Genomic DNA, 19,169 nt, shown 5'->3' on the forward strand with positions numbered 1-19,169 from the left:
ATCCTTCATGGGATTTCATTATAACACACTTTTCAAGTCAAACGCTACATGTAGTGTGAGTTGTTGTCTATTCTACGCTACTTATGGTATGTGTAGCTTTTGAATCACTTTTTAGCGTCCGGATATGTCTTCTACTTTTACACCCTTGGCATACTTTGGCAAAAGTGTCATGTCCATACTCCAGGCATCGAGCAACGGCTGCAGGATCCGCCAGCTTTCAAGCACTTCACTGTTAGAGGTAAATAGGCTTTTATGGGATCGAATTGCATCGACAATCACCTGCTCGTAAGCATCTGGTAGCACCGTATCATCAGGGTAGGAAAAGGCTAGTTTTTGCGCTTCGAATTCCCGATCATAACCCGGCTTCTTGGTGAACAACTCGATCTCCACTCCTTCGTTTGGTTGAATATGAAGTGTCAGACAGTTGCTTTGCGCCTCGTGACCTTTGCGAAAATGTATTCTTACCTCTGTTGTTTTTGCGCTCAATGCCTTGCCAGTCGTCAACACCAACGGCACGTCCTTCCATTTTGGATTGTCCGAGAAAAGCGTCACCGAGACAAAGGTCTCCGTAAGGGTTCGCGGGTTATCAACCTCTGTTTCGTACGTATCGTATTGTGCCCGCACGGCTTTTTGTGGGTCGGCAGGCTGTATCGATCGCAGCGCTTCGTATCGCCGTTTTGGCAGCTCGCTCCAATCCAAATCACTGGGAATATCCATAACCGTTAACGCCAGTAACTGCATAAGGTGCCCCTGTAAAACATCGCGCAGAGCCCCAGTTTGCTCGTAGAATCCCGCCCTACCCTCTATTCCAATCGTCTCGGTGGCGCGCAACTCGATTTTTTCGATAGACGCGTTATCCCAAATATGTGTAAAAAGTGCGTTTCCACCTCTAAAGGCCACAATATTTTGCGCCATTTCTTTCGCTAAGTAGTGATCGATACGGTAAATTTGCGACTCCTGATAATACTTAGCCGCCTGCTCGATAACTTGCTGTGCCGATGCCAAGTCTACCCCGAACGGTTTTTCGAACAAGATTTTTACATTATCCGTACACAGCCCTATCTGTCCCATAAAATCTACAATCTGCGAGGCAGCCGTAGGCGGAACAGAAAGATACACAAGCAGCTGCTCGTCGGGTTGCAGTGATAGGTAGTCTCGCAGCTTGCTATAGTCCTCTGCATTAGCAACGTTCATCGTAAAAACAGAAAGCGATGCTAAGCCGGATATATCACCTAGCGCCGAGCGCAGAATATCCTCTCCATTCGCTTCGCGGCGAGATACACCAATAACCTCTACCTGGTCAAAGTCTCCTGTCTTTTTGATAGCACTGAGCGCCGGAAGAAGCTTACGAGTGCTAAGATCGCCCGTAATGCCAAATATAAGAAGTTTGGTTTTCATCTCTCTAGTATACCCCTTTTTGGGTTGTTTTGTGATAAGAATATTGACAATATTGTAGTTTTGATGTATAATATGAAACATCCTCGTCATTGTGACTTGAGGAGGGCACCCCGCAAGGGAGTGGACGGCTTGCCAGCCTTAACGGCATTCACAGAGAGAAGCACACGATGACTGCTGCATCCCCGCGCATCACCTCGTCCGCCGGTGTCGCCCTCGTCTCGGTTCCCGTTCTCTCGAAGAACGTGATCCACCTGATCGGGGCGCACAACACCACGGCCGAGATCGCCGGCATGCTCTTCCAGATCTACGGCACGGGCAACCGCCTGAGCCTGAAGGTCACGCTGAAGAGCGGTCACGAGATCCGCGTGCAGATCACCAGCTTCAAGTTCGTCGCGAGCGACAACCTCGAGTTCGAGGGTCGGATCGCCAACGGCTCGAAGTGGGACAAGGTGAAGGGCACGTTCCGCGGCACCAACAGCGGCGGCTCGCTCCAGATCGTCGACTGACAGTCGACCCTGGCCCGCCCAGCATCACCACCCTGCACTCTCGCACTACCCCCTCACGCTTCGGCGTGAGGGGTGCTTCACTTTTAAGGGGTATTGACTAAATACCCTATATAGTATAGAGTTTATAACGATCCTTTGCCTATCCGCAGAGGTGGTGCGCCAATCGCACCGGCCTGCCGAGCCTTATTCGGCATTTTGGAAGGACACGCATGGGTCAGCGAGCAGTTTCGTCGCGGTCGAGAATCATCCACGGCAGCAAGTACCAGGACTTCCTGCTTGCCTCTCTCAAGGGGAGCACGAAGGAAGTCAGCCTCACTGTCGTTCCGGCTTCCGTCCCTGTCGGGTCGGAGCGCGACCTGGACGTCACCGTCTCGGTGGCGCTCACCGAGGTCAAGGTGACTCGGAACGGATTCGAGTTCAAGGGAACCTGCCAGAACAAGCAGGTCACCGGCGACTACGACATCCGCCCGAACGACAAGCCGGGCACTGGCCAGCTGAACTTCAGCTAGCAACGCCCGCATCCCCGCCCCTTCTACCCCCGCGCGCCACGACGGCGCGCGGGGCGCTTTACTTTTAGGCATGTTTTTTGGAGTAAAATCGCGCCATAATTCCGTATTTTGGCGCAGCGATAAATGTTAGCGCGAACATAACGCCCAAAACAAGCACCATTGCTCCACCAGTTGAAACATCGAAATAATAACTGCTGTACGCGCCCGCAATACAAGCAAAGACACTCACACCGGCCGCAATGGCCAGCATTCGATCGAACTTATCAGTCCAAAGATGTGCAATTGCCCCGGGCGTGATAAGCATAGCAACCACCAGTACGATACCAACCGTCTGCACCGATGCGACAACTGTGAGCGCCAGCGATGCTAACAGCAAATAATGGTAAAACGGCACGTTTAAGCGAATTGCCTGCGCATGAGCAGGATCGAACGCATAAAGAAGCAAGCTGCGACGAAGCGCCAAAATCAACCCTACGACCACTGCCGCAATCAGCCCGACCTGCCAGGCATCTGTATCTGAAATCCCCAGTACATAGCCAAAAAGAATATGCATGAGATCGATATTGCTAGGGATACGCGATACGAGCACGAGTCCCAGCGCAAATAATGTCGTATAAACGATGCCGATAACCGCGTCGTCGTTGAGGCGAACTTTTTGCTTGATATAGCCGATTCCTAAAACGCCGCCAAGCCCGAATATGAAAGCGCCAATACTAAATGGAATACCAATAACATACGCAAGCACCACCCCGGGCAGCACGGAATGCGACACAGCATCGCCCATAAGCGACCAGCGCTTTAGCACCATGAAACACGAAAGCAGTGCGCACACCACCCCGACAAGCGAGCTAACAATGATCGCCTTGAGCATAAAATCATACTCTAGCGGTGCAATTATATATTCCATATTTCCCCTTTTATTGGCATAACGCTATCGTAGGTTTTTTCGATGTTTTCACGCGTGAACACTTTTTTTATCGGTCCCGCCGCCACTACTGTTTGCTTGAGCAAGATAATGTGATCACAGTAAGAACCTATGGTATTTAGATCGTGCGCGGCAATAAGCGTCGTGACTCCCTGCGATTGCAGCTCCTTTAAAAGTGCCACAAGCGAATGTTCGGTTTTTGCATCGACGCCAGCAAACGGTTCGTCGAGGAGAAGAATCGTTGCACCCTGCGCAAGTGCGCGCGCAACAAAAACGCGCTTGCGTTGGCCGCCCGAAAGCTGCCCTACTTGCCTATTGGCGTAATCGCTAAGATGCACGCGCTTTAATGCCGTTGCGACAAGTTCCCTATCGGTAGTCGTGGGAATACGCAGCGGGTTCATAAACCCATACCGCCCCATCATAACAACATCTTCAACAGATACGGGAAAATTCCAGTCGATAGCTTCGGTTTGAGGCACATAGGCGACAACACCGGTTTTTTGCGCCTGACGGACTGGCATGCCAGCGAGAAACACCTTTCCAGTCGATAGCGGAACAGCGTTCATAATTGCCTTGAAAAGTGTCGACTTACCTGCGCCGTTCATGCCGACAAGACCGCAAATTGCCCCTGTTGGTATTTGTGCGGTTGCGCCGTGAAGCACTGTTTTTTGGTGATATTTCACCGAGACATCCTGAATGTCGATTGCGATAGCTTTCATTACTTCAGCCGCAACCCTTCTATAAGCGTACGTGCGTTGTATTCAAGCAACTTGAGATAGGTTGGAGTTGGACCATCGGCACCCGAAAGCGAGTCGACATAAAATACGCCGCCGAAACGTGCGCCTGATTCTGCTGCAACTTGGCGCTGCGCCTTGTCGTTAACCGTACTTTCGCAAAATACCGCAGGCACTTTGTTTTCACGAACCATCTCGACAACACTACGGATCTGTTGCGGCGTTCCCTGCGCGTCGGCATTTATTGGCCATAAATAGCCCTGTTTTAAGCCGTAATCGCGAATAAGGTAGCTAAATGCGCCTTCACAGCTAATCATATAACGGTTTGATTCGGGTAGTTCGCTTAGTCCGTTTTTAAGCGTCGTATCGACCGCCTCAATCTGAGATTTGTAGTTTGCAGCATTCTGTCCGTAATACTGTGCGTTATCTGGGTCGATATCCGACAGCGCTTTTGTAATAGTATCGACATACGTCAGTGCATTTTTTGGCGACATCCAGGCGTGCGGATTTGGCTTGTCTTTGTATGGCCCTTCGGCAATTGACATTGGTTCGATACCGTCGGTTAGCGTTACATGCGGCACGCTTCCAATATTCTGATAGAGTTTTTCAGCCCATTTCTCTAGGTTCATGCCGTTATCAAGTACAATATCCGCTTTTTGCAATCGAACAAGATCTTGCGGCGTTGGCTCGTAGCCGTGAATCTCGGCGCCTGGCTTTGTAAGCGAATCGACGTCTGCGCGATCACCTGCAACGTTTTTTGCCATGTCCGCGAGGACGGTAAAGGTCGTAAGAACTTGCTTTTTGTCGTTATCGGTTTTTGTCGTACGAAGCTGTATCACCGAATACGCGACAAGGCCAATAAGGACTGCCGCCACAAAAACGACCGCTAGCGTGCTGTATTTTTTCATTGCTCTTTTCCCTCTCCGCTAATAATCGCAGGCAATGGTTGATCGAACGCCACGAGTGGTATATTTACAAGCTGGCTTGCATCACCGTCTGGATATTGCACCTGATATGCCGAGGTGGCCGAGCCAAAAACAGCATCTTCCCAGTTAAATCCAAGCAGTGCCGCCACTTCTCTTACCCGTGCTTCGCTTTCACCTTCGATTTCGACATACGGATCAAGCCATGGCCATTCGTCGAGGACAATTTCTACATCGTCCAACCTCCATGTTTCGCGACGAGATTCCTGAAAAGACTTGTGTGCCAATCCGACTTGCTCTAGAAGAGCGATCGTATCGTTAAAGCTATTCACTGTTAGTTCGATCTCTTTGGCGCCCGTCAGGGAGTGTTCATCGAAACGCTTGTAGGTGAGTGTTACCTTATTACCCTCGTCGCGAACACGAATAAAAGAATTCTGCGCAGCAAGTTCGGGCGTCTCTATAATGACACGGCGCATTAGTCGCATCGGCTGCTCTAGATCCGCATTCTGACGAGCCAGGGATTGCCGCAGCTTATCAAAATCTACGCCGAGAAATTTAACTTCGATTTCAGTCTTCATTTATCCTATTCCTTTTGGGCAAAAGGAGGCGCAGCATGCCGCTACGCCCCACCTTTTTATATCGCAACCAATGCCTAGCACTGGCGCCGAATTACTTTTTAAGTATGCTTGTGTCCGGATCGTTTTCGTCGCGGTCAGCACTAGGGCTCTGTCCGCCTGCTTTTTGTTGGCCGCCGGCGTTTACTTCGTAGCTGGTGTTGGTGCTTTCAAAGAAATTCACCAGTTCTAGCGTATCGTTGGCCGCTGCCATCCACTTTGCTGGGTTTGAAACCTTGTAGTGAGGCTCGAATCCAAGCTCTTCTAGGCGACGATCGGCGAGGTACTTAACATACTGGTTAATGTAGTCACTGTTAAGGCCAAGAATACCATTTGGTAGCAGGTCGCGGTTGTAGCCCTCTTCCATATCAACGGCATCAAGAATCATCTGCTTGATTTCGTTCGCGAATTCCTCGGTCTGAAGATCTTCGTTTTCTTCGAGTACCGTAAGAATAAGATTGATACCGAACTTTAGGTGCAGGCTTTCATCGCGAACCACCCAGTCGATAAGCGAGCCAAAGTTGCGGAGAAGATTGCGCTGGCGGAAACTAAGCGCCACCATGAAGCCACTGTAAAACCAGATACCCTCAAGAATGATATTGTAGGCTACGAGGTTGCGAACAAAATCTTTCTTGCCTTCGGTCGTGGTGATATCAAGCGTTTCTTCGGTCATACGCTTGATAAACTTTGTTTCAAATTCCTCTTTACGTGCCATGCTTGGCGTATCTACGTGTGCCGCGTATGCTTTGTCGCGGTCAATTGGGAACGTTTCAAGCACGTACTCGAAGCTCATACAGTGATTTGCCTCTTCCCACATTTGCTTTGCAAGGTAAAGGTGACACTCGGCAGCATTTACATACGGATACACACCAAAGGCCAGTGCCTTATTAACAAGCAGTTCGTTCGGGTTGAAGTAGCTCATGAGGAACGTCAGCGCGTGACGCTCTTCGTCGGACATTTTTTTCCAGTCGGTTAAATCTTGCCCTAGCTGAATTTCGTTTGGAAACCATGTGTTTGAAACGGCTTGGTCGTAAAGATCCATCGCCCACTGGTAGTTGATTGGCTTGAGGAGTAGTCCGTCTTGGATACCCGTGCCGAGAATGCCTGCCATAGTATTATTTACCTTTCGTTCGTATTATTATTCGCAGCCATCGCAGATAGTTAGCAGCGCTGGATCAAGCGGAGCGGCGGTTTGGCCATTCGCTTTAGCCTCTTCGCTTGCTTGCTCCTGGGCGTTTTGCATTGCCTGTTCAATTGCAGCTAACTTTTCTTCGAGTGTCATTTCGTCGTTGATAATGTTGTTTGCGTTCATAGTGATGCCCTCCTACTTTGCTTTTGCGAAACCAAATCCTGCTTTTCGCGGACCACTGGCGGTTTCGGCCTTATTAACTTTTACGGTACTCTGCTCGGCCTGATGTCGCGGCTTAACATGAAGATAATACGTTGTTTTCAAACCTTTTTTCCATGCGGTTGAATACACTTTTTCCATGTCGTCGATATTTCGCGTTTCTAAGTACATATTGCGGCTAATTGCTTGGTCAACCCATTTTTGCGCACGAGCCGCTACCTCGATAAACGCATACGGACTTAGCTGGAAACTCGTTTTGTATACATCTTTTACCGACTGTGGAATTTCTGGGATATTCGTAAGATCACCCTGGTCGCGCAGTACAGCCTCTTTTACTTGTTCCCATAAACCAAGTTCGCGAAGATCTTTTACGAGGTTAGTGTTGACCTCTAGGAATTTACCGTTGAGTGTTGAGCGGCTAAAAATCTGTGCAAACTGCGGATCGATGCCAGGAGTGGTGCCAGCAATATGCGCGATGTTTGCGGTTGGCGCGATTGCCATAAGGGTTGCGTTGCGCATGCCTTTTTTAACCTTGGCGCGGAGTTTTTCCCAGTCAAGACGTTTCGTGCGGTTAACATCGACTTCTAACTGGCGGTCTGCCGCAAGCTCGTCGACAGTATCGATAGGGAGAATTCCCTTGCTCCAGCCACTTCCCTTGAATGTTGGGTAGCTGCCAAGCTCTTGTGCCATATCAGCCGACGCATCGATTGCGTTGTAGCTGATAAACTCGGTCAGTTGGTCCATGAGGTCGTATGCTTCTTCAGACTCGTAGCTGTAACCAAGTTTTTCGGTAACATCGGTAAAGCCCATCATGCCAAGACCAAGTGCACGGTTTTGCGTGTTGCTGTTCATAGCCTCTGGAATTGGTGTGTTCGTAATATCACACAGGTTATCAAGCTGGCGAATTGCGCTGCGCGTACTTGCCGCAAGGCGATCCCAATCCCATGTTTTATCGTCGCGAAGATGTGCTGAAAGGTTAATACTGACAAGGTTACAAACGGCCGTGTTGTCTTTGTCCTGAGGTAATGTGATTTCAGTACAAAGGTTTGAAAGGTGGATTGTCGACGTATTATTATTAAGCGCGCGAACATTAATGGTGTCTTTCCATGTAAGCCATGGGTGCGACGTCGCCTGAAGCGTAATAAGAATCTGGCGGAACTGGTCGCGGGCCTTTACCTTGCTGAATTCACGCATTTCGCCGCGTTCAGCTTTTTCGATATATTCTGCGTAGCGCTTGCTAAATTCTGCACCGTAAAGCTCGGGAAGATCTGAAACCTCTGCTGGGTCGAACAAGTACCAGTCGCTTTCGCTCTGGACGCGCTTCATAAATTCGTCGCTAATAAATACGGCGGTATTTGCAAGACGGGTACGAAGATATGGGTCACCAGAGTTCTGCTTCAAATCCAAAAATTGCGGAAAGTTAAGGTGCCAGTTCTCCATGTACAGCGCAGCTGCACCGGCTTTTTTACCTTTGCGGCTAACAGCAAATAGTGCCGTGTCGATCATTTTCATGAACGGAATAGGACCGGTCGATTCGGTGTTGGTTGTTTTTACCGGACTACCAGCAGCACGAAGTTTGTTGAGGCTGATACCGATACCACCCGTACCCTTAGCAATCCACATAACATCACGTACACCCTTAGCAATCGATTCCATGTCGTCTTGTACTTCTAAGAGGAAACAGTTAGAAAGCTGAGGAAATGAACCGCCGGCATTAACGCGAGTAGAGCCACCCGGAACGTAGTCGAGGTTCGACATGTGCCTGTAGAAGTCGATTGCAGCGGCCGTTGGGTCTTTTTCGTTGAAGCTAAGCCCCATGGCGATACGCATGTGGGTAAACTGTGGAACTTCAATTGGTGCGCCGCTTTGTTTGCGAAGTGCATAGCGGTTTTTGTTTGTAACAACACCTAGGTATTTGCTTAGGTGGTCACGGCTAGGGTCGAGCGCGGCAGCAAGCTTTTTAATATCGAAAACTTTGTTGTTCATGCGCTCGTCGAGCAGACCGTCAGATATTCCCTGCTTAATATACTCTGGAAATTTTTTGGCGTGGAGCTTTTTAAGATCGGTTTCGGTTTCGTAGTCACCCAAAATGTTCTTATAGACATTTTTCAGCAACAGGCGCGCTGCAATCGTGTCAAAATCAGGATCATCCTTAACGTTTTGTAGTGCCGTGTGAATCACCGCTTCGTCTAGCTGCTCTGTCGTAATGCCGTCAAATAACGTCAATTGAAGTTCGGTTGCAACCTGCACAACCTTGCTAATTTGATCAGGCAATCCCTCACTCGCTTTCACGAGCGCAAGGTTGATCTTGTTGGCGTCAAATGGTTCGCGGGTGCCGTCGCGTTTTACCACATGAATTTCGCTCATCCCTATACCCCTGCTACTAAATGTTTTATTTATTTCTCACACTCCCCCTCCCAAAGGGTGCAAGAAAGATACCGTCGTAGCGGTGCGAATACCCTCCTTGCGTGTTGTGTGTTTTTATTGAACTGCTACATATGTAGTGTCTAATGAAAACTATAGACCCTATATGTGTGGTTTTCAATAGCTTTTGGTGATTTTAATCACATCGGTTTCCACTAACACCTTAAGCGAAAATGTTTGTAATTTACAACATTCAATTTTACCCCTTCTCAACCCCGAAATAGTTGCTTTAGGCTACGCATAGTATGTGTTATAACTAACAAGTCCTTGTTCGACCAGCTGAGGAGCTGTCATGAAGTTGACGAACGCTGACGTCCAAGTTTTCGCGGGCGGCCAGATCAAGGTGCAGAATCAAAAAGTGATCTTCTGTGGCGAGATCAGGGAGATCAGTGTCGTAGGTGATGGTAATAAGACATTACTAAGGGTTCGCCTGAGCTGGAGGGCGCGAGGACAAGGTCCTGCGCGGAATCCCCGCCGGTGGGTGAACGAGACCACCGGACTGGACTTCGAGATCTCGCTGACGCAATTTTACATCACCAACATCGGCAAAGGACGCCGTTGCCTCCGAAACGTCGCAACAAATCAACTCACGTTCCTTTACCCCCCAAGCGCACCCTCGCTGAATCCAAGTGACGTCGTGGGCCTGAGGCAGCTCCCGTAAGGAGCCGCTCGCCCATCCCCGGGTCCGCCTATTCATCGACGGCGGACCCGGGGCGACCCTTCGTATAGCGTTCCACGTTCATAAACAAAAAAAGAATCTAGCTGTAGATTCTTTTTTATGGCGGAGAGAACAGGATTCGAACCTGCGGTACCATTGCTGGCACACACGCTTTCCAAGCGTGCGCCTTCAACCACTCGGCCACCTCTCCATAACTTACTTATTTTACCAGATTAACCACCCCACCTATCAGTTGTATAATTTACGCACCCTTTGCGGTTGCTTTTACACCTCTCGCGTCCATATAATAGTAGAAGCATGGCAAAAATCAAATCCACTCCAGTGATTGAGCTTCGAGGCCTCGTAAAAAGGTATGGCGTGGGCGATGCAGAACACAACGCACTTGATGGTGTCGATCTTACGATTGAAAAGGGTGAATTTATCACTATCATGGGTCCAAGTGGCTGCGGCAAAACAACCCTCCTCAATATCCTCGGCCTACTCGACCATTCAAACGATGGCGAGTATTTTCTTGATGGCAAATCTGTAGAGCGCCTGAGCGGCTGGCGGCACGCACGCATACGCAGCGAACAAATCGGCATCGTGTTTCAGCATTTCAATCTTATCAATCGCCTTAGCGTTATTGAAAACGTTGCCCTTCCCCTTACCTATAGCGGCATGTATCGCACGAAGCGCCTTAAAAAAGCCAGCGAGGCGCTAAAAAACTTCCACCTCTCGGAGCGTGAATACTACATGCCTTGGCAGCTTTCGGGCGGCCAAATGCAGCGCGTCGCCATTGCTAGGGCGCTTGTAAACAACCCGTCTATTATTCTGGCCGACGAGCCCACCGGCAACCTCGATAGCAAAGCAAGCCATATTATTATGGAGGAGCTTTCCGATATTCATAAACGCGGTAATACTATTATTATGGTGACCCACAACCCCGACCTTACCACTTATGCCAGCCGCGTCATTCACATGCTCGACGGCAAAATTGCCAGCGACACCAAAACGCCGCCGCCGGTTAAGGACCCGACCGCAAAGGTACCCCTCGGTACACATGTCCCGAAAGAAAAGTCTGTGAAAAAACCTGTTAAAAAGCGAAAAACGAAAGCAAAGAAAAAATAATGCGCCTCTTTATTATTGAACATACACAAAATGCCATTCACTCGCTGCGCAGCACAAAAATGCGCACACTTCTTACGACTCTTGGCGTTACCATAGGTGTTGCAAGCATTACAACGATTCTCTCACTAAGCAGCGGAATCACCCAGGTCGTGTCAAAGCAAGTGGGCGCCCTAGGCGGGAATATTGCCGTTGTCCGGCCAGGAGCCCCGACTCTCGATTTTGAGGGGTTTGTTAGTCCTACAATCGAACAAACCTACACCACCAGCACGCTCACCGAACAAGATCTTATCGATATCGAGGCGCTTGATTCCGTTGATTCTGCCGCTCCCCTTATGATTGTTAACGGCAGCGTAAAGTCAGAGTCGGCAACAGCCAAAAAAAGCACTATCCTTGCAACGACACCGTCACTCGTGAGCATTGCCAACCTTCCAATTAGCGACGGTCAATTTATCGATAGTGTCACAAATAAAGATACGGCCGTTATTGGATCGCAGCTTTCGATCGATCTATTTGGCACCAACCAATCGATCGGCCAGACTTTCAAAATTCGCGGCCAAACATTTACGGTTATCGGTATTTTAAAAAGCATGAATGACCCTATCAATTTCAACAGTGTCGACTTTGACCAGACAGCAATTATCAGCCTTGAAAGCGGCAAAGGTTTTCACCAGGGTATCGCACAAATTCAGCAAATTAACGTACGCGCAAAAGACACCGGCAGTCTGCCTCAGATGAAAAACGATATCGACGCAAAATTGCTCAAAAACCATCTCGACGAACGCGATTTCTCGATTCTTACGGGCGAACAAATATCCGAACCTAGTAATCGCTTTTTCCGCGGCCTTACCGGGGTTATGACGGTTATTGCCGGCATATCGCTTATTGTCGGTGGAATTGGAATCATGAATATTATGCTTGTAGGGGTTGCCGAGCGAACACGTGAAATCGGTCTTCGTAAATCTGTTGGCGCAAGCAATAGCAATATCGTATGGCAGTTCCTTATGGAGTCGCTCATTATTAGCATTGTGGGTGGCCTTATAGGCTACGCGGCCGGATATATCGTGGCATTCGCCCTTAGCACCCTGCTAACATTCAATCCGGCGTTCACGTGGGAAGTTGCCGGCGCGGCACTCGGCACATCACTTGGCGTTGGCATACTCTTTGGCATTTATCCCGCGCTTCGTGCGGCACGAAAAGACCCTATCGAGTCACTCCGCCACTTTCGCTAAATCCTTAGCCTAATTCTTTTTTGAGCTTTTCAATAAGTGCCACGGGCGTTGGGTCAACACCATTAAGTATGCCCGTATAGACACTCGCAAAGTCGGCGAGAATACACCCCCATAGCATTTGATGAAGTGGTGTATCACCCCTCAATGCGATCTTGTGTGATTTAGGACGCATACCGCTAAGAAGTCTATCGCTCACCTCAAAACGCTTTTGAACACGCTGGTGTTCGAAGTTACTCATAAGATCAAACACCGCAAAGGGCTTTTCGATCGGGTGTGACGACCATCCTAAAAATTCATTGTGGTTAAACTCTGGAAGCTCATTCCAAAACGCCATGTTTTTTGCGCTTTCGTTCCAGCTGATTTTCCATTTATACGCAATCGGCGCCATAAGGCTGCCACTATAAAATACTGGCGTTTTGCCAATGCTCATAAGCGCAAGCTGTTTAGCTAAGTTCTTGTCGGTTGACGTGCTTGGCACCCAATTCTTTGTTTCGGCTTCTAACCAATCTGCTGTGTCGGCAATTTCGCCAAAGCGATCGTAGTTAACGACGCCAAAATGCGCCAAGATAGCTACCAGCCCTCGCAATTGAAAAATCATCGCCATACGGGGTTGGATTCCTGACGGCACCGCAACGTGCACAACAGAATTACTCTGAGCATCGGCAAGCAATTTTCCATCCGATGTAAGAATGCCTAGTTGCGCAAACCGGCCGCGTGCACTGGCAAGACCCGTGAGTGTCTCTTCAGTATTTCCCGAGTAGCTCGAGGCAATAACAAGTGTATTGTAGTCGACATATCCCGGTAAATCGTACGAGCGCACGATTTCAAATGGAACAGTTAGCTCACTCGCAAGCCAAGACTTCACCAAAAGTGCGGCCAGTGCCGAGCCGCCCATTCCTACAATCACTACTTTCGTGATATCGCGTCCATCATGATCTGGGCTTTCAACTTTTACGGCGTAGCGCGCCTGTTCAAACTGCTTTCCCGCAACAGCCAAAGCTCCGCTTGGGTCGCGTTGTCTTAATACATTATTATCGTCTAGCATAGATGCCCCTTTATTTAACTCACTTGCCGTGTCTACTGTTACTATGATACAGTATTTAGTAAAGAAGCATAAGTATTAATATCAGAGGTGGGCATGGATATTCAACCAACAAATCAACAACCGATCAGCGACGATCAAGAATTGGCCAAGGTACTTGCCGGTGTTAACCAGCAGGCAGAAGAAGCCGCAGCAACGCCAGTAACAAGCGACGTTCCAGCCGAACCGCTCGCCACCCCTGCACCAGCAGTTGACGAGCCAGAGCCAGCAATGGCAATGCCAACCATGCCCGATCCTGTCATGGCGCAACCCGCTATGCCGACTATGCCTGCAATGAGCGGTGATCTTGAGTCAATCAAAAAGGATGCACTTAGCGAGCTTCGACCTCTTGTTGACAAACTAAATGTTGCACCAGAAGAAAAGTTTGACACTTACCTTCTTCTTCTCCGTTCGACAGATGACCAAGCGCTTATTGGCCCTGCTCACGAAGCAGCACGTAACATTACCGACGAAGCTCGCCGCGCCCAGGCACTTCTCGATATAATCAAAGAGATCGACTATCTCTCAAACCCACAGCAACCAACCGCGTAATTCTCTCCAATACTAAAAGAAGCTCCATATCGGAGCTTCTTTTAGTATTGGGGGTTTACATCCCCATTCCAGGCATACCCATGCCGCCACCAGCTGGAGCCTCTGGCTCTGGAATATCCACCACTAACGCGCCCATGGTCGCTGCTGTCGAGGCAATAGATACTGCGTTTTGCACGGCCTCTTTCGTAACACGAGCTGGGTCGATAACACCGTCTTTTTTAACGTCGATCAAACCCTTTTCAGGTGTATTCACGTTGATACCAAAGCCAACCTTGCCCGCCTCTACCTGCGCCAGTAGCGCTTCGCTGTTCAAACCTGCATTTGCCATGATCTGAAGGAATGGCTGACGCAGTGCGTTTTTCAGAATTTGACGGCCGGCGCTAATACTATCGGCGCCATCTGCTTTAATTCCGGCCGAAAGGTTAACAAGCGTTACGCCACCACCAGCAACAATACCATCGGCAAGTGCTGCTTTCGTTGCTGCAACTGCATCATCTACACGGAACTTCTTCTCGTCGATTTCGGTTTCGGTCGCACCACCCACCTTAATAACCGCAACCTTGCCGCTAAGTGCCGCGCCGCGCTTTGCGTATTGTTCTTTGTCGTATTCGCTCGTAGCGTTATCGGCCTGCGATGCGATTTGAGCAATACGTGCTTTTACGTCGGCTTTTTTGCCAGCGCCTTCGATAATCGTCGTTTCGTCCTTACCAACAATCACTTTGCGCGCGCTACCAACAACTTCTAGTCCTACGGTTTCAAACGAAAGCGCTTGATCGTCGCTAACTACCGTTGCACCCGTAAGTGTTGCGATATCTTGCAAAATTTCTTTTCGGCGATCACCAAACGCAGGCGCCTTTACGGCAACCGTATTAAAGACACCCTTTAGCTTGTTAAGAACAAGGATACTAAGCGCTTCGCCCTCTACTTCATCGGCAATAAGAACAACATCCTTTTTGCCAGCCTGCGCCAGCTTTTCAAGCATTGGCAAAAATTCTTGCACACTGCTAATTTTCTTATCGGTCACAATAATAGCCGGCTTTTCGTACACGGCCTCTTGGCGACTAACATCGGTCACGAAGAACTGGCTCACGAAACCGCGATCGAACGTAAAGCCCTCTACTACCTCGGCTTCAAGCTCAAGCCCCTGGCTAGCCTCTACCGTTACAACACCCTCTTTGCCAACCTTCTCGATAACACCAGCAATAAGCTTGCCGATTGTCTCGTCGCCCGCACTAATTGTCGCCACTTCAGCAACACGGTCTTTTTTACCTTCGATACTTTCGGCTAGCGAATCAAGTTGCTTTACTACCTCGATACCAGCAGCCTCGATACCCTTACGAAGTTCTTGTGGATTGTGACCCGCAGCAATCAAACGGTTTGCTTCTTTTAGGATATTGTACGTCAAAACCGTGACAGTTGTCGTACCATCACCCGCTACCTTATTCAGCTTGCTCGCAGCCTGCTTAATAAGCTCGGCGCCCACTTTGTACCCCAAAGTCTCATCGTCATTTTCGGGCAAATCAACACTTTCGGCCACTGTTACGCCATCGTGTGTTACCGTGGGGCCACCATAGCCCTTGGCGATAACAACATTGCGGCCTTTTGGACCATATGTCACCTTCACTGCATCGTAGAGTGCTTTTGCCCCACCAAGAACACGCTCACGTGCATCATCATCATAAAAAACTTTTTTAGCCATTTAACTTTCCTCCATTTAAAGTTTCGCGGTAGAGACATCGAGATAACTATTTCTTGTAAGGCTCTCGTTCTCGAGAGCTTTCCACTTAATATATCCGTGGAAAGCGCGCCTTCAAGAAATGGTTATCGAGCATGTCGGGACAATTAGATTGTCGCTAAGACATCCTCTTCTTTCACCACCAAATACTCAGTGCCATCAACTTTCAACTCAGTCGTTGAATACTCTTTGTAGATAATCTTATCGCCCACTTTGAGCGTTTTCACATCTGGACCAACTGCTTCAATTTTTGCAAAAACAGGCTTTTCTTTAGCATTGTCGGGTAGGTAAATTCCACTCGCGGTCTTTGTTGCGGCAACTTCCCGTACAGCAACGACACGATCCGCCAGAGGTTTAATCGGTGTACTCATGAATTCCTCCGTTTTTTAGTTCGTAACCTCATTGTAGATAAAAAAATTAGCACTTGCAAGGTGCGAGTGCTAATTTTGTCAATTTTACAATTACGCTAGTTGGGTTAATTCACCTTTTGCTGCAGCCGGCACAAAGTTGCCCGCCTGCACAAGTTCGCGAATCTGCTTTAATCCGCTCTCCATTTCGATACGGTGTCCTTCATCTTGGTAAAGCTCGATCACTGTTACGTGATCTTTTTCATCAAAACCCACAACCGCCGCGCCAGAAAGACCAGCGCTCAAAATATAAGATTTTGCCGCTTCGCCATCGCCGGTACCACCGTCAACAACATTGCGACCCTGAAGACGTAACCCCTCAATCACGGCCCGTGCCGTGTCACCACCCGCAGGCACGTACATTACCGCCACGTCGCCATCGGTTGGTAGCCAGTCTGCAAGCGCCTTGCCAACGTTCCAAGCACACTCAAGCGTCAGCCCTTCTTGCTCGGTGCCCCTAATATCATACGCGCTAATCAGTTCTTCGCTCATTACCCTCTATTGTAGCATTTCAGAAGATAACGCATAGCCCTTTTTTACATTGCTATACACCGGCGGCAATCTACTAGGGGCTCGCCCGTCCTATAAAAACTGACATCTTTGCAATTATTCAGTACAATACCTATACATGGCTATTCGATTCGCAACACAGACAGAAATAGAAAAATGGAATGAGCTTATTCTCGCTAACCCCGATGGCGGAAACCTTTTTCAGGGATATGAATTTTCCCAGCAAAAAAAGATGGGGGGCTGGCGACCCCGCTTTATCATGGCGGACAACCTAGCCATCACCGTACTAGAAAAGTCGGTGCCGCTCCTTGGAAAACTTTGGTACGCCTCAAAAGGGCCGGGTATTACCTCTATTAAGGCGCTCGATAATCTTCTGCCGGATCTGACCACATTTGCACGTACACAAGGTGTTTTTGCCGTAAAAATCGAACCAGAATTACTTAAAAAAGACGAAACCCTTGCCGACCTTATGAAACTGGGCCTTGTCCGCGTGCGGCCAATCCAACCGAATTTCTCAACCATCACACTCGATCTTTCACACGACCTAGACACGATCATGAGCAACCTAAACCAAAAGGGACGTCACGCGATTCGCCGAGCCGAGCGCGACGGCGTTACAACCAAGCGTGTCAAAACAACAGATGAAAACTGTCGTATCATGTACGACTTACTTGCCGAAACAGCCGCTGGATCATTTAGTATTCGTGGTTATAATTACTACAAAGCGTTCTGGCAACACTACAGCGATGCCGGCCTGGGGCAACTGTTTTTCGCCTACGTCGAGGGCAAGGTTGTTGCGGCGGCATTTGCTATTGCCTACGGCAAAAAAGGCACCTACAAAGACGGCGCCTCCGTTCGCGAGCGCACCGTCTACGGCGCAAGCCACCTGCTACAGTGGACGGTTATTACATGGATGAAAGAAAAAGGCGTTACCCGCCACGACCTCTGCGGCGCGCCACCTTCTGATCAAATCAAGAACCCTGATCACCCACATTACGGTATCGGTCGGTTTAAAACCAGCTTCAACAAAGAGGTAACCGACTACGTGGGCGCCTATGATATCGTCGTCAATCAACCGCACTATAGCCTATGGAAAAAGCTGGGAGAACGCGTTGTTATGCGCATTCATCGCCAGCTTCACCGTGAATCGTACTATTAGCCTTTTGTCAGAATCTGCCGAACGACATCGCCGTCGTTCCATGGCAGTTTTTCACCGTTTATAATACGGTATTGCTCGTGCCCCATGCCCGTAATGAGGATCGTGTCATCTTTCGTTGCGATCGATAACGCCTTTTCGATTGCCTTGCGGCGGTCTGGCACTTCGGTCATTTTAGCGTTACCCTTCGCTTTCTCGATACCATCGCGCACTTGGTCGCGAATTGCCTGCGGGTCTTCGTTGTAACATTCCTCGTCTGTCAGAATAATTCTATCCGCCAAACGCGCTGCAATTCCCCCCATAATCGGGCGCTTTCCTTTGTCGCGGTCGCCTGTTGCACCAAACACTAAAATAACTCGGTTTTTGGTGACGGATTTTGCCGCTTCGAGTAACTTTTCAAGCGCATCTGGCGTGTGTGCGTAATCTACAATAACATCGTAGCCTTTACCTTCGACAACTCTCTCGAAGCGCCCAGGAACGCCTTCTAGATTCGCCACGCCCTCTACGATATCACGCAGTTTCATACCCAGTAAGTACGCCGTTGCTGCCGCAGCAGTCATGTTTGACACATTGTATTTACCAGGAAGCGCCGTCGCCAGCTCTAGCTTGGTTTGGTGATCAATCACCACCGTCGCTTCGCTTCCCTTTTTGTACAATTTAATGTGCTCGATCTTTGCCTCGGCATCGGCGTGCTCACCGTAGGTTATTTTTTGAGCGCCCGCCTGGAACTTGTCAAAATATTCAAACCATTCGTCGTCGCGGTTAAGCACAATAAACTTTGGCTCACCCGCAAATAGCTTCGACTTCGCTTCGGCATATAACTCCATCGTTTTGTGATAGTCCAAATGATCCTGTGTGAGATTTGTCATTACAGCTACCTCTATCGGTACGGTGGCTAGCTTGTGTTGCTGCAACGCGTGGCTTGTAATTTCTAGCACCACATAATCAACATGCGCTTTTTTTGCATCACGAAAGAACTCCTGCATACGCTGCGTTGTCCCTACTGTTGCATTGAGGTCGTTGATTTGACGCTTACCCGCAACCTCTATGAGTGCCGTACTGAACATGGCCGTTTTAAGCCCTGCTTCTTTAAGAATTTCGTTGATGTAATTGACGGTTGTCGTTTTGCCATTCGTACCTGTCACTGCAATAACCCGCAGGTTTTTAGCCGGATTACCATACCTGGCGCTCACCAACTTTACGCGAGACCTGCGATACGCCTCTTCTAAATTATGAACCGCCCCACTTGGCAGCGCTTTTCGTATCCCATTCACCAACTTCTGCTTCATGCTTATATTTTAGCACTTCACACCAACCTGGGCGTTACAAAGT

At 49.0% G+C, this 19,169-nt stretch carries 20 protein-coding genes and 1 tRNA gene; 7 read left to right on the forward strand and 14 right to left on the reverse strand.

The window, feature by feature from the left end; translation table 11 throughout:
- Positions 1 to 111 precede the first annotated feature (111 nt).
- Positions 112 to 1,398 carry a glucose-6-phosphate dehydrogenase (NADP(+)) gene (locus HZB75_04865; GenBank protein QQG50823.1) on the reverse strand — a complete coding sequence of 429 codons (1,287 nt, stop codon included), beginning with the start codon at positions 1,396 to 1,398 and terminating at the stop codon, positions 112 to 114.
- Between the two features lie 167 nt (positions 1,399 to 1,565).
- Between HZB75_04865 and HZB75_04870 the strand changes: the two genes are divergently transcribed.
- Both HZB75_04870 and HZB75_04875 read left to right on the forward strand, forming a co-directional pair.
- Positions 1,566 to 1,904 carry a hypothetical protein gene (locus HZB75_04870; protein ID QQG50824.1) on the forward strand — a complete coding sequence of 113 codons (339 nt, stop codon included), beginning with the start codon at positions 1,566 to 1,568 and terminating at the stop codon, positions 1,902 to 1,904.
- A gap of 209 nt (positions 1,905 to 2,113) precedes the next feature.
- Positions 2,114 to 2,413 (forward strand): hypothetical protein, encoded by a 300-nt coding sequence (locus HZB75_04875; protein ID QQG50825.1) that lies wholly within the window; start codon positions 2,114 to 2,116, stop codon positions 2,411 to 2,413.
- Between the two features lie 64 nt (positions 2,414 to 2,477).
- Here HZB75_04875 and HZB75_04880 read toward each other — a convergent pair whose 3' ends face one another.
- The 7 genes from HZB75_04880 to HZB75_04910 all read right to left on the reverse strand — a co-directional run bounded on the left by HZB75_04880 (position 2,478) and on the right by HZB75_04910 (position 9,324).
- Positions 2,478 to 3,320, reverse strand: coding sequence for a metal ABC transporter permease (locus tag HZB75_04880; protein QQG50826.1), 843 nt, complete (start codon positions 3,318 to 3,320; stop codon positions 2,478 to 2,480).
- A complete protein-coding gene (locus HZB75_04885; protein QQG50827.1) occupies positions 3,308 to 4,057 on the reverse strand; it encodes a metal ABC transporter ATP-binding protein in 750 nt (249 codons plus the stop codon). The genes HZB75_04880 and HZB75_04885 overlap by 13 nt, the downstream gene beginning before the upstream one ends.
- Entirely contained in the window at positions 4,057 to 4,980 is a 924-nt protein-coding gene (locus HZB75_04890; protein ID QQG50828.1) for a metal ABC transporter substrate-binding protein, read from the reverse strand. Before HZB75_04890 ends, HZB75_04885 begins: the two co-directional genes overlap by 1 nt.
- A complete protein-coding gene (locus tag HZB75_04895) occupies positions 4,977 to 5,573 on the reverse strand; it encodes a class IV adenylate cyclase (GenBank protein QQG50829.1) in 597 nt (198 codons plus the stop codon). Before HZB75_04895 ends, HZB75_04890 begins: the two co-directional genes overlap by 4 nt.
- 91 nt (positions 5,574 to 5,664) lie before the next feature.
- Positions 5,665 to 6,720, reverse strand: coding sequence for a ribonucleotide-diphosphate reductase subunit beta (locus HZB75_04900; GenBank protein ID QQG50830.1), 1,056 nt, complete (start codon positions 6,718 to 6,720; stop codon positions 5,665 to 5,667).
- A gap of 27 nt (positions 6,721 to 6,747) precedes the next feature.
- Positions 6,748 to 6,921 carry a hypothetical protein gene (locus HZB75_04905; protein ID QQG50831.1) on the reverse strand — a complete coding sequence of 58 codons (174 nt, stop codon included), beginning with the start codon at positions 6,919 to 6,921 and terminating at the stop codon, positions 6,748 to 6,750.
- A gap of 12 nt (positions 6,922 to 6,933) precedes the next feature.
- The gene (locus HZB75_04910; GenBank protein QQG50832.1) at positions 6,934 to 9,324 is read right to left on the reverse strand and encodes a ribonucleoside-diphosphate reductase subunit alpha; all 2,391 of its coding nucleotides are present in this window, start codon (positions 9,322 to 9,324) and stop codon (positions 6,934 to 6,936) included.
- A 349-nt stretch (positions 9,325 to 9,673) separates the two neighbouring features.
- On the opposite strand from HZB75_04910, the gene HZB75_04915 reads away from it, so the two are divergent.
- A complete protein-coding gene (locus HZB75_04915; protein QQG50833.1) occupies positions 9,674 to 10,042 on the forward strand; it encodes a hypothetical protein in 369 nt (122 codons plus the stop codon).
- Between the two features lie 118 nt (positions 10,043 to 10,160).
- Here the strand turns inward: HZB75_04915 and HZB75_04920 are convergent.
- A tRNA-Ser gene (locus tag HZB75_04920) sits at positions 10,161 to 10,250 on the reverse strand.
- A gap of 107 nt (positions 10,251 to 10,357) precedes the next feature.
- Between HZB75_04920 and HZB75_04925 the strand changes: the two genes are divergently transcribed.
- Together HZB75_04925 and HZB75_04930 are read left to right on the forward strand one after the other, a co-directional pair.
- Positions 10,358 to 11,167 carry an ABC transporter ATP-binding protein gene (locus tag HZB75_04925; GenBank protein ID QQG50834.1) on the forward strand — a complete coding sequence of 270 codons (810 nt, stop codon included), beginning with the start codon at positions 10,358 to 10,360 and terminating at the stop codon, positions 11,165 to 11,167.
- The gene (locus HZB75_04930) at positions 11,167 to 12,396 is read left to right on the forward strand and encodes an ABC transporter permease (protein ID QQG50835.1); all 1,230 of its coding nucleotides are present in this window, start codon (positions 11,167 to 11,169) and stop codon (positions 12,394 to 12,396) included. The genes HZB75_04925 and HZB75_04930 overlap by 1 nt, the downstream gene beginning before the upstream one ends.
- A 4-nt stretch (positions 12,397 to 12,400) precedes the next feature.
- On the opposite strand, the gene HZB75_04935 is transcribed toward HZB75_04930, so the two are convergent.
- On the reverse strand, positions 12,401 to 13,441 hold the full coding sequence (locus tag HZB75_04935) for a bifunctional phosphoglucose/phosphomannose isomerase (protein ID QQG50836.1): 1,041 nt from the start codon (positions 13,439 to 13,441) through the stop codon (positions 12,401 to 12,403).
- Between the two features lie 93 nt (positions 13,442 to 13,534).
- Between HZB75_04935 and HZB75_04940 the strand changes: the two genes are divergently transcribed.
- Positions 13,535 to 14,029, forward strand: a complete 495-nt coding sequence (locus HZB75_04940; protein ID QQG50837.1) for a hypothetical protein — start codon at positions 13,535 to 13,537, stop codon at positions 14,027 to 14,029.
- Between the two features lie 55 nt (positions 14,030 to 14,084).
- On the opposite strand, the gene groL is transcribed toward HZB75_04940, so the two are convergent.
- The 3 genes from groL to HZB75_04955 form a co-directional block, all read right to left on the reverse strand.
- On the reverse strand, positions 14,085 to 15,728 hold the full coding sequence (gene groL / locus HZB75_04945) for a chaperonin GroEL (GenBank protein QQG50838.1): 1,644 nt from the start codon (positions 15,726 to 15,728) through the stop codon (positions 14,085 to 14,087).
- A 143-nt stretch (positions 15,729 to 15,871) separates the two neighbouring features.
- The gene (locus HZB75_04950) at positions 15,872 to 16,135 is read right to left on the reverse strand and encodes a co-chaperone GroES (GenBank protein ID QQG50839.1); all 264 of its coding nucleotides are present in this window, start codon (positions 16,133 to 16,135) and stop codon (positions 15,872 to 15,874) included.
- Between the two features lie 90 nt (positions 16,136 to 16,225).
- Positions 16,226 to 16,663, reverse strand: a complete 438-nt coding sequence (locus tag HZB75_04955) for a hypothetical protein (protein QQG50840.1) — start codon at positions 16,661 to 16,663, stop codon at positions 16,226 to 16,228.
- A 136-nt stretch (positions 16,664 to 16,799) separates the two neighbouring features.
- On the opposite strand from HZB75_04955, the gene HZB75_04960 reads away from it, so the two are divergent.
- Positions 16,800 to 17,840 carry a peptidoglycan bridge formation glycyltransferase FemA/FemB family protein gene (locus HZB75_04960; protein ID QQG50841.1) on the forward strand — a complete coding sequence of 347 codons (1,041 nt, stop codon included), beginning with the start codon at positions 16,800 to 16,802 and terminating at the stop codon, positions 17,838 to 17,840.
- Here the strand turns inward: HZB75_04960 and HZB75_04965 are convergent.
- Positions 17,837 to 19,126, reverse strand: a complete 1,290-nt coding sequence (locus HZB75_04965) for a UDP-N-acetylmuramoyl-L-alanyl-D-glutamate--2,6-diaminopimelate ligase (protein ID QQG50842.1) — start codon at positions 19,124 to 19,126, stop codon at positions 17,837 to 17,839. The genes HZB75_04960 and HZB75_04965 overlap by 4 nt on opposite strands.
- Between the last annotated feature and the right edge of the window lie 43 nt (positions 19,127 to 19,169).

This window comes from Candidatus Saccharibacteria bacterium (assembly GCA_016432585.1).
GTDB lineage: Bacteria > Patescibacteriota > Saccharimonadia > Saccharimonadales > Saccharimonadaceae.